The organism is Nostoc sp. 106C (genome assembly GCF_002154725.1).
Classification (GTDB): domain Bacteria; phylum Cyanobacteriota; class Cyanobacteriia; order Cyanobacteriales; family Nostocaceae; genus Aulosira.
In genome coordinates this window covers 1-10,814 of record NZ_MTAW01000113.1, presented here as the reverse complement: position 1 = coordinate 10,814, position 10,814 = coordinate 1, and the positions used below count along the sequence as shown (strand labels likewise).

Sequence of the window (10,814 nt, the reverse complement as noted above, 5' to 3'; positions counted from 1 at the left end):
ACTATTTGAACGGGAACGTCTTCGACGAACGGGTTCAGCAGTTGCTACCCTGCGGGAACGCTTTCAGCGAACAAGCCGGGAAACCCGCCCCCCAACGCACTGCTGACGCTCCTACGTCGCTACCGCTGCGCTAACACCGCTCCGCGTCTACGCATATTCTCTACATTTCACCAATCAATTACAATGGCTGATATGAGAGCCAGAATTGAAAATGAAGTGCTAATCATCAACCACGAGGACTTACCAGAGTTTAAAAAGGGCGGTTCTGTGGTAAGAAATTCTTATTTTTGGGCACTACGTTCAATAGCTGGTAAATCTGGGCGTTATCGTGATTGGGAATACGAACCAGAAGTCTGGCTGGCGTTAGCACGAATGCTGTTATCGTTTGCTGAGTCTGGGTATTTAGGTTACAGAGAAACCTTACTTGAATTTCCCCCATCTCAAGAGCAAATTCCCGATTTACTAAGAGATGTGGCAACTTGGGAGTAGATATATATCACCTAAAGATACCAAGATTTTCTTAGTGTCTTGATTAAGAAATAGGTTCAAATACCATTTGGGGAATTAGCACCCCATCTTGTAACTGCCCAATACCCAAAAAGCAAGCTTCTTCATAAACTCGCACTATCCCCGATATGTTTATAGTTACAGAAATGCGCTGACCTTGACACCATTTCTGAGCAAATGTTGTTGATAAAGTCACAGATGGCAAATATTGCAAGGCGGCATCAGGTGCAGTAGGATGAAATGTTCCTGTTTGCAGTTGAGCTTCTAAATCAGTCAAAGTTAAACTATCGCTTAAATAAAAGCCGCTGCTTTCCGTGCGTGTTAAAGCGGCGAGGGTTCCACCAGTTTGTAAAGTTGCACCTAGATCGCGCGCGATCGCTCTAATATATGTACCAGCACCACAAGCGATCGCAATATCTAATTCGGGATATTCTCCTTCCCGCCAATCCAAAATTTCGATCTGAAAAACTTCTACCGTGCGGACTGGAACTTCTACCTTTTCGCCGCGGCGTGCTAAATCGTATAGTCGTTGACCATCTACTTGAATTGCGCTGTAACTAGGTGGAATCTGTTCTATTTTCCCCTCAAATTGAGGTAATAAACTTTTCACCTCTGCCAAACTCAATCCAGAACAAGGCGCAGACGTAATAATTTCCCCTTGTAAATCATCGGTTGTGGTACGCACACCCAGCCTGATGGTAGCGTTGTAAGCTTTACTACTTGGTAAATACTGCAATAATCTTGTGGCTTTACCAAATGCGATCGGTAAAACTCCAGTAGCCGCTGGATCTAATGTTCCTGCATGTCCCACACGTTTGAGGCGCAAAAGTTTTCGCACCCGCGCCACACAATCATGAGAAGTCCAACCAAATGGTTTGTTTAAGTTTAAAAAACCTTGCACAGTAGAATTCTAAAATTTTAGGATAGCCAGATTCTCAAAATTGCTTTACGTACCATTAATATTATCTAAAGATAAAAAATTAAGGAATTTTTAGCAAGTAAGGATGATATTCTCGCACAAAAACATTGTAGAGACTTGATTAATTCTGTCCCTACAATGTTTTTTTGAGCAGATTTAAAGAAAAATTACCACATGTAGCAGTGCAACTCCCACATCCAACATCCAAAACGCAAAATTGCCTATAGAGCTGGAGGATTTTTTTAGAGATAGCCTAGTTCTTGGGGTTTCTCTGTCTACAGCTTGTGCTAATTCAGTTGTGCTGAGAGACTGCACAAAACTTACACTTAAAGGCTGACTGGAGATAGCTTTGGCGTAAGCGGCGTTGAGATAGGGAAAATATTGTGATGTTCGCGCAACATAAGTTTGAAAGAAAGGCAAACTCAAAGCATTTATGTAGCGACGTGCAAGAGCCGGATTATCACCAATTACTTGAGACAGTGCTCCTACTGGTTCATTAGCACTGTTACCAATGGTGGAAAAGTGGGTTGCACCTACAAGCATCACAAGATATTTGTGCGAATTCGCAAACCAAGAGAACGGTACAATTTGCTCGAATAAAGCTGGTGCCACTGTATCATCACTACTACCAACGAGCATTACTGGAATGTGAATTTGGCTCAAGCCAGCTTTTCCAAAAATCGAACTAGTGATGGGATTAACTGCGATCGCAGCTTTGACTCTCTCATCCCGCAGGTTCAGTTCTTTGCCCGTACCTTTATTTAATGCCAAAGCGCGACACTGGAGCAGTAAAGACATATTCCAGGTATTTTCCAGTACCTCTGGTCGGCAATCTTTTCGTAGTTGCGTAAAGTTAATCTTAGCGCCAGCCAAAGCTAAGGCTGTGTAACCACCTAAGGATTGACCAAAAATTCCAACTTGTTGCAGATTTAATAGACCCTTAAATCGTGAATCGGACTGGTTAGCCTTCTCCAGTTCATTGAGTATGTATTTCACATCTAAAGGTCTGTCTGTAAATTCATCTGCTGCACTTACATTGCCTTGTCCATCCAATTGTTTGCGATCGCTATCAGCATGATTGGGAACAACGACAGCAAAACCGTAAGAAGCTAAATGATTGGCTAAGTAGCGAAAGTTGCTACTGTCCGTACCCAAACCATGAGAAATCACAATTACTGGTGCGGGACTGTGAACATTGGGAACATACAAATCGCTCAACAATAACCTGCGCCGTGACAAGTCGAAGAACTTTAGTGTATATTTTTGCGCATTAAATTGTCCTTGTTGCCGTAAATCTGGCAATTGCGAGAAATTTATTGGCTCTTGGGTAGTAGCTTCTATATTGGATTTTTTGCTGACTTGGGCGATCACGAGGCTAGTTTCATTGACAAGTTGCTCTAATTCTCCAGCTATCCCCATGCTGTGTGCTAAATCGATGTTAATGCTGCTGCTGGGATACTTCCGTAACAAATTTAATAACGTTAGTCCTCCCGGTTCCGCAGCTGCTGCAATGAATGCTGATCGTAAAGTTTGAAATTCCGGTTGTATTTGAGGCGATCGCGCCCTTACCGCTTCTGCTAACCGTCGCAGTATAAATTCTCCTTGTGGGGTGTAGAGAAATTGTGAAACTACTACCGGACTTACTTTCACAGGAGTGAGTAAAATTCGCCGTAATTCTTTGAGATGTTGTGGCGGTAGATACTGTTGATATATGGCTAGCTTGTCATCAATTACACCAGTTTGAGCATAATGTTCTAAAGAAGTGACTGAAATAGAAAGTTGTAGTGCTGAATAAGAACCATAAATTTGCTCTGCTGCTAACACAGAATTACTAATTCCAAATGTTGGCAGCAATATTGAAAGAACCAGCAATAGCAAAATTTTTCCCAGGGTGCTGGCCCAATTACCAAACGAACTAATCATCGCTCAACTGTTTCGGTGATGTTGTTTCACGAGGCGTTGGCTTTAGTAGTTATTCGGGCACCCTGGTAAGGTTAGTTAATATTAATCGCCTCTTTATTATGGATTTTTTTGAGTTTTTCTCTCTTCGTTACAATGCCAAGAATTAAATGTAACAGAGCCATGCTGATATAAAAGATATCCATCTGGCAAGAGATTTACTCAATTGGTTGACGCTTATTGTGAAATCATAACAAAGAAAAAGTTACCTTACCTCAGTATTTCTCATGTAGCTTTGAATAGAAGATTAATTTACTACAATTAATAGCCAGTAAAAACTCTGAAAATATCATGATTATTCAGTTTTTCCAAGGGCAATTGCAGCTGCGCCAGTAACAACTAAAACTGCTCCTAGTACTCCTACTAATGTAAGTTTTTCTGGTAGCATTAATGAAGGTGCAATTACTGATACAGCCCACACTGCTATTAAAGTAACAACAGGAGCTAAAGCTAATACTGCACTCACCCGTGATGCTTCCCAATGTGCCAAGGATTCTGCAAACGCACCATAGGCGATGAGAGTATTTAAAGCACAAAAAAGCAATGTATATAAATGTAAATTATTGAGTGCAAAAATTGTTTTACTAGTAGTAAAGGGTGTGAATAAAAAAGCACAACCTCCGTAAACAATCAGCATAATTTGAGCAGAAGATAAAGATTGTAATAACTGCTTTTGTGCCAAAGCATAAATAGCCCATGTAGCTGCTCCTAAAACAATTAAACTACTGCCATAAAGATATGCGTTGTGGGCTGTAATTAAATTAGCGAGTTGTTCGTGAAAAAATAAGACATAACCGAGGGTAAATACACTGACACCTATCCATTGAGACAGCTGATAACGTTCTTTAAAAAAAACTAACCCCCCTAAACCTAGAAATACTGAAGAAAATTGAATGATTACTTCAGCATTAGCAGGTGATGTTAGTGATAAACCTTGTAAAAACAAGAAGTAATTCATCGCCAAGAAAATTGTGGCGATCGCTAATAATTTCCAAGAAGCAGAACGCAGTTGCTTTATAGTTGGTAATTTACCCTGTACACCTAAATACACAGCCAGCAAGCCAAACGACACTGAAAAACGAAACCAAATAACTGTGTAGACATCAAGTGCTTGCAGAGTTACCGTCAGGGCAATAGGTAAAATTCCCCACAACAAGACCGTCAATAGCGATAAAGCAAGCCCTAACCGCCAGCGCCCAGAACTTTGATGCATAGTTAAGGTAAAGATAGAATTATAGATTTTATCTAGTAGTTGCTAGCCTGACAATCTAACTTTGAGAGGTTGTTGCTTGCGGCTGTAGTTATTTGTTAAGCAACCAAGTGCTTACTAGTTTAAAAGTGCATAATTTCTCATCAATTTCTTACAAGTTGTAAATTGAATTGAACAATTTCAACAATCAAAAACTAGTATAAAAAAATACTTAGATATGAAAAAAAACAGTAATATGTTTGTAAATTTCAAAAGTTTATTCACACAGCCAGCTATTATTTCTAGTGCAGCGATCGCAGTTTTACTGCTAGCTATTCAAAAAATAGGGGTTTTAGAACCGTCAGAGCTGAAAGTTTACGACCAGATGATGCAAATGCGGAGCGATTCTGGCATAGATCCACGTTTGTTGATTGTGGCTATAGGTGAAAAGGATCTCCAAAAATGGAATTGGCCGCTTTCTGGTGAAGTTCTAGATCGGGTATTAAGCAAGCTTGAGCAATATGAACCACGAGCCATTGGTTTAGATATTTTTCGTGACTTACCTGTACAGCCAGGTCATGACAAACTGCTGAAACGCCTGCAAGAGAGTGATATTATCATCCCTATATGCAAACATTCTGAAGCTGCAAGTTCTGGAAATCCCGGAACACCACCCCCCCAAGGCATAGAAGCAGAGCGAGTCGGATTCAGCGATGTTGTAGAAGATACTGATGGGGTAATTCGTCGCAATCTATTATCAGTTAGCACAGATGCAGCCGATCCTTGTCAAAGTGTTTCTTCCTTTGGCTTGCAATTAGCACTCAAATATTTGGCCGTAGGAGGCATTCAACCGCAATTTACCTCTAACCGAGAACTGCAACTACGTAATATTGTCTTTAAACCTTTACAACCTCACGCTGGGGGTTATCAAAAAGCGGATGCAAGTGGCTACCAAATCCTGCTTAACTATCGTTCTCCCCATCAAATTGCCCAGCAGGTTACAATTACGCAACTGCTTACAGACCAAGTAAAACCAGATTTGGTGAAAGACCGCATAGTTTTGATTGGTTCTACAGCACCTAGCCTTAATGATATTTTTAATACACCTTACACCAGTGGCAAGTTAGATCGTTCCGGTAAGATGTCAGGAGTTGAGATTCATGCTCATAGCGTTAGCCAAATTCTTAGCGTTGTTCTGAATAAGCAGCCTTTGTTTTGGTTTTTGCCTGGGTGGGGAGAAGTTTTGTGGATTTGGGGATGGACTTTAGTAGGTGGATTGATAGCTTGGCGCATTCACCATCCAGTAGGCTTAGGACTGGCAGAAGCAACAACACTAGTAGCGTTATTTGGTAGCAACTTTGTAATTTTTACTCAAGCTGGATGGTTTCCGATAGTATCTCCAGCATTGGGGTTAATTGTTTGCGCTGGCAGCGTCTTAGCTTATACCTCCTATCAGAGTAAGCAAGAGCAACAGATAATTATGCAACGGGTGCAGGAGCAAAAAGAACTAATTGCTCAATTGCAGGCCTTTGCTAGGGAAAGAGGAAGCACCACTCAAGAAACGATACTGAGCAAAACCGTTTATCCATTAACCCAAGAACTTCCCCTAACCACCATACTCAACAAGCGCTATAAAATCATTAATAATTTAGGTACTGGCGGATTTAGCTATACCTACTTGGCTGAGGATATTCAGCGTCCGAGTAATCCTGAATGTGTAGTTAAACAGTTGCGACCTGCCAGCCAAGATACAGAATATTTAACTGTGCTCAGACGCCTCTTCAAGACAGAAGCAGAAATTTTAGAAATTTTGGGTAAGCATCCACAAATACCACATCTACTAGCTTTTTTTGAAGAAAATCAGCAGTTTTATCTAGTGCAAGAATATATTTCTGGGCATTCTCTTTCCGACGAACTAACTCCTGGTAAGCGCTTCAAACAAGCTGAAGTTATAGCTATCCTCAAAGAAATTTTGCAGGTGCTGGTTTTTATCCATAGCTATGGTGTAATTCATCGAGATATCAAACCTAGTAATTTGATTAGGCGGAAAGCAGATGGACATATAGTTTTAATTGACTTTGGTGCTGTTAAGCAGGTTCAACCTCAAGAGCAAGAAAGTCAAACTATTGCCATTGGTACTCCTGGCTATGCTCCAGCTGAACAAATGAGTGGTCAACCCACACTTAACAGCGACATTTATGCCTTAGGTATGATTGGCATACAAGCTTTAACAGGCATATACCCAAAAGTATTTCGCAGAGATACGAATACGGGTGCAGTGATTATCCAAGTTGAATCTCAAACTAACCAGCAAATTTGGCAGTATTGGTGGGAATTAGCCGAAACTACAGAAGAGTTTGCCAGAGTCTTAGATAAAATGGTGCACCTTGACTTTACGCAAAGATATCAATCAGTTCTAGAAGTGTTTAATAGTTTAGGAATATGGATTAAATAAGATCCAGAATTATCACGCCTGTGGCTTGGCAGTGATCTAAATCACGATGGCGATCGCACTATTATTGGTGTTAGTCGGAAAAATGAATAATTAACCGCAGATAATTTCTGCACTTATTCACTCCCAAGCAAACCGCCATAACTGTTCTGTAACTCAATCAGCGCTTTTGCCAAATATACATACTGCTCGTATCTATTATACATTTGCGCTGATATCCGCACTAACAACCGAGGATTTTCCTGCCAAGGTACCACCTGTACTTGAATGCCAAATTTATCAAATAACTCATCATGTACAGACATAAAATGGCGGTTATTCCATGCAGCAGGCATTGGTATGACTGCCATAGAACCAATCATCTCATCTGGACAAGGCGGTAAGACTCCTAGGGACTGACAAAGTAGCCGTCTTCCTTCTAAAACTAGCTGATGATTTCGCTGCATTAATTCACCCCAGCCACCAGGTAGCAATGAATCCATAAAAGCGATCGCTTCTGGGACGCACATATAAGCTGTAGGATCGTCTGTACCAGTCCAATCGAATTCTAACTGAAAGCGTGTTTTATCAGTTCTGGGTGAGTTTGCACCGTGGCTAATTGTCAGGGGACGAATTTTTGACTGCTTATCCCGTTGCACATACAAAAACGCTGCACCTTTGGGCGCACAGAGCCATTTGTGGCAATTACCTGTGTAATAAGTTGCGCCAATTTCTCGCAAATTCAGCGGTATCATTCCGGGAGCATGGGCACCATCTACTAGTGTATCTACACCTCGCTGTTGCAATTCCTTAACTAATTGCTGAATTGGAAAAATCAATCCTGTTTGGCTGGTAATATGATCTAAAAGCGCTAATCGCGTCTTGGCTGAAACTCGCCTCATTACCGCTGCAATTACTTGCTGTGGCGATTCAATAGGAAAAGGAATTTGTGCGATTACTATCCGCGCACCAGTACGACTGGAAATAAAATCTAGGGCATTGCGGCAAGCATTGTACTCGTGGTTAGTGGTGAGGATTTCGTCTTCAGCACAGAAGGAAAGCGAGCGCAACACTGAATTCACACCAGTTGTGGCATTGTTTACAAATACCAAGTCTTGAATATCAGCACCAACAAACTCTGCTAATTTGCTTCTGGCATTATCTAGCAGTGGTTCCCACTCTCTACCAAAAAAGCGTAGGGGTTCTTGTTCGAGTTGCGATCGCAAACGTTGCTGAACTGCTATAACTGCTTTTGGACAAGCACCAAAAGAACCATGATTCAGGAACGTCACTGATGGATCAAGCGACCACAATTCCTGAAATCCTGAGGCATGAAGTTTGAAATTTGCTTTTTCACCCTTCATCCTACACCTTTTATCCTTTTTTAACTCCCCAGGCTGGATTCGAACCAGCGACCAATCGATTAACAGTCGATCGCTCTACCACTGAGCTACTGAGGAACGCTCACGATTTATAATATTAATGGTAAAAGATAGGTTTTGGCAAGTACTAGCGCTAAAATTTTTTTTAATACTTAAATTAATGATTTTTGCAGCCAAAATAAAGTCTGGATTCAAAGCAGAGACTCTTAGCAGCAATATCTATTTCAATTCCATTCGCAGTTCAGCCAAACGCTGCCGGGACTTGGCATCTATGGAATTAGCTAAAAATCTGCTGTGAGGTTTTTTGTGTGACTGATACCTATGTCGCATTCGACAAACTGTAGTCTCCACTTCGCCACAAAGTTGTTGTGCGGATAACCATTCAGCTCCATACCCCTGTACCATCAGCTGCTGTGCCCGATCTGATGTGGCGACAATTACACGAGCAATTCGAGTTTGGGCTATTTGGTAGCGTAAAGACGCACAGAATTTTTCAATGTATGTATCTGCCGTTTGCCCGAAATCAGTGTAATGAACTGATAAAAGCTCTGTAATAATTTCTTTATTGCTACAGGCATTCTGATATTGGGCATCGAAAACTATTTGAGTGTCATAACCTTGAAACGAACTGTAACTAGTCATCGTTTCAACTAATTCCATGCGTGCAGCCTCTAGTCCTGCACTATCACGGGTTTTTTTCAGGCAAGGCCAAGCGCCAATTATATTGTAGCCGTCTACTAATAAAACGGCTTGGGGTGAGGGACGGGGCATGGTTTTTAATCACAGTTATATAGAGTTGGCAAGATTCGTTCATAACTTTATATAGTAATTGAAGCATTGCTTGTAACACTATGTTACAGAGAACAAAAGTTGTCTGATCAGATTATGTAAAAACTTGAAACGCGCCTTATAAAGGCGCGTTTGAGTTCTTTAAATTATTGGTGTTGAATTATGAGCTTAAGACAAAGAACTGAAAAAAATAGACATTTTTAAGACGCCGCTTTGTCCACTTCCATCAAACGCTGTTTAAGGCGAAGTGCTTCACCTTGATCTACAAGAGAGCCATTTTCTAACAAGAAAGCTCCATCGCAATAATTTAACTCATCGAGGCGATGCGTTACCCACAACGCTGTGATCCCACGAGTTTTGACAAGGCGACGCACACTAGCTACCAAGTCCAGTTGGCTATCTGGATCTAGTAAGGCAGTGGGTTCATCTAATAATAAGACTTCACAGCATCGGGCGATCGCGCCAGCAATTGCTACTCGCTGTTTCTGCCCCCCACTAAGAGCATAGATAGGCCGTCGTTGGAGAGCTTGTAAATTCACTGCTCCTAGAGCCTCCTCTACTCTTGCTCTAACTGTAGCAGGCGGCAATTTTTCTTCCACTAATCCAAAAGCCACATCTGCACCAACTGTTGGCATTACTAGTTGATGGTCGGGATTTTGGAAGACAAAGCCAACGGGATGCAAAACCCGAATTTCACCTGATGTGGGAGCTAATAGTCCTGCCAGCAGTCTGAGTAACGTTGATTTACCACTGCCATTCGTACCCAAGAGCATCCAAAACTCGCCTCTGGGTACCTCTAAAGAGCAAGATTTAATTGCTTTCTCTCCACTAGGCCAATTGAACTGTAAATCCTTAACCTCAATGCCCACTTCCGCCATTGATACACCCTGCTCACTCAGTAGTTAGAGCAACAAAACCAGGTGGTCTACCACTACTAGTAGTGACACCATCTTTCTGAAGAATCTGCACCCCAGAGATTTCACTAGCACGAACAGCAATTTTTTTCTCTGTCTTGCCTTCGCACTTGAGTTCCACAATGTCAGGATTACCCGATCGCATTGCAGCCAAAATTAACTGGTACACAGCTTCAGCGTCTTCTGCTGTCTTACGCTGCACTGAAATAGGATAAGCAGTGTTTCTGACGGTTAAGTCGATAGTAAACATTTAGCATTAATCAATTTAACTGTAGGACTCATTCTAGCGCTAGCTGCCTTACCTCAGGTGGTGGGAGTCTAACAGATGCTTTCAAAGGTAGAGTTTAACCTATGAGATCTGCAAGCAGTTATTAATAGAGTTGCTCTTCCTAGGGTGAGCCTAACACGCAGATTTTTTAAGTTGCCACATAAGCCACATAAATGAAGATATATCGTAACTCTCCAAGCGAACTAATCTGTATAAATATTAAATTAAATTAAAAATACCCTGGAAAAATTAGCGATTTACACCTAAAATAATTAGAGACAGTAAAAAATTGTAAAGTGGATTGACAATTCAGTTCACTTTCTGGTTATAGAAGCCAAACAATGGCGATCTATAATACAAAAGTCAAAACCCGTACTTATAAACATTTGGAGATTTGCTCTAATGACCATCGCAGTTGGACGCGCCCCCAGTAGAGGGTGGTTTGACGTTCTAGAC

Annotated in this window: 9 protein-coding genes and 1 tRNA gene; 2 read left to right on the top strand and 8 right to left on the bottom strand. The window is 41.3% G+C overall.

Features of this window, described 5'->3' with window-relative positions; genetic code table 11:
* Window positions 1-192 precede the first annotated feature (192 nt).
* Complete coding sequence (locus tag BV375_RS15485) at window positions 193-489, top strand: hypothetical protein (RefSeq protein WP_086761964.1); 297 nt, start codon at window positions 193-195, stop codon at window positions 487-489.
* Between the two features lie 43 nt (window positions 490-532).
* On the opposite strand, the gene truB is transcribed toward BV375_RS15485, so the two are convergent.
* From truB to BV375_RS15470, 3 genes are all read right to left on the bottom strand, one after another.
* Complete coding sequence (gene truB / locus BV375_RS15480) at window positions 533-1,408, bottom strand: tRNA pseudouridine(55) synthase TruB (RefSeq protein ID WP_086761962.1); 876 nt, start codon at window positions 1,406-1,408, stop codon at window positions 533-535.
* Window positions 1,409-1,582: 174 nt separating this feature from the next.
* Window positions 1,583-3,349: an alpha/beta hydrolase gene (locus BV375_RS15475; protein ID WP_086761960.1), complete on the bottom strand. Its 1,767-nt coding sequence runs from the start codon at window positions 3,347-3,349 to the stop codon at window positions 1,583-1,585.
* 331 nt (window positions 3,350-3,680) lie between these two features.
* Window positions 3,681-4,598 carry a DMT family transporter gene (locus BV375_RS15470; RefSeq protein WP_086761958.1) on the bottom strand — a complete coding sequence of 306 codons (918 nt, stop codon included), beginning with the start codon at window positions 4,596-4,598 and terminating at the stop codon, window positions 3,681-3,683.
* Window positions 4,599-4,812: 214 nt separating this feature from the next.
* Between BV375_RS15470 and BV375_RS15465 the strand changes: the two genes are divergently transcribed.
* The gene (locus BV375_RS15465; RefSeq protein WP_086761956.1) at window positions 4,813-7,029 is read left to right on the top strand and encodes a CHASE2 domain-containing serine/threonine-protein kinase; all 2,217 of its coding nucleotides are present in this window, start codon (window positions 4,813-4,815) and stop codon (window positions 7,027-7,029) included.
* Window positions 7,030-7,142: 113 nt separating this feature from the next.
* Here BV375_RS15465 and BV375_RS15460 read toward each other — a convergent pair whose 3' ends face one another.
* The 5 genes from BV375_RS15460 to BV375_RS15440 all read right to left on the bottom strand — a co-directional run bounded on the left by BV375_RS15460 (window position 7,143) and on the right by BV375_RS15440 (window position 10,340).
* The gene (locus tag BV375_RS15460; protein ID WP_086761954.1) at window positions 7,143-8,369 is read right to left on the bottom strand and encodes an aminotransferase class V-fold PLP-dependent enzyme; all 1,227 of its coding nucleotides are present in this window, start codon (window positions 8,367-8,369) and stop codon (window positions 7,143-7,145) included.
* 24 nt (window positions 8,370-8,393) lie between these two features.
* Window positions 8,394-8,465: transfer RNA gene (locus tag BV375_RS15455), tRNA-Asn, on the bottom strand.
* A 141-nt stretch (window positions 8,466-8,606) separates the two neighbouring features.
* Entirely contained in the window at window positions 8,607-9,158 is a 552-nt protein-coding gene (locus BV375_RS15450) for an NYN domain-containing protein (RefSeq protein WP_086761952.1), read from the bottom strand.
* A 218-nt stretch (window positions 9,159-9,376) separates the two neighbouring features.
* Window positions 9,377-10,054, bottom strand: coding sequence for an ABC transporter ATP-binding protein (locus tag BV375_RS15445; protein WP_086761950.1), 678 nt, complete (start codon window positions 10,052-10,054; stop codon window positions 9,377-9,379).
* Between the two features lie 13 nt (window positions 10,055-10,067).
* On the bottom strand, window positions 10,068-10,340 hold the full coding sequence (locus tag BV375_RS15440; protein WP_086761948.1) for a hypothetical protein: 273 nt from the start codon (window positions 10,338-10,340) through the stop codon (window positions 10,068-10,070).
* Window positions 10,341-10,814 lie beyond the last annotated feature (474 nt).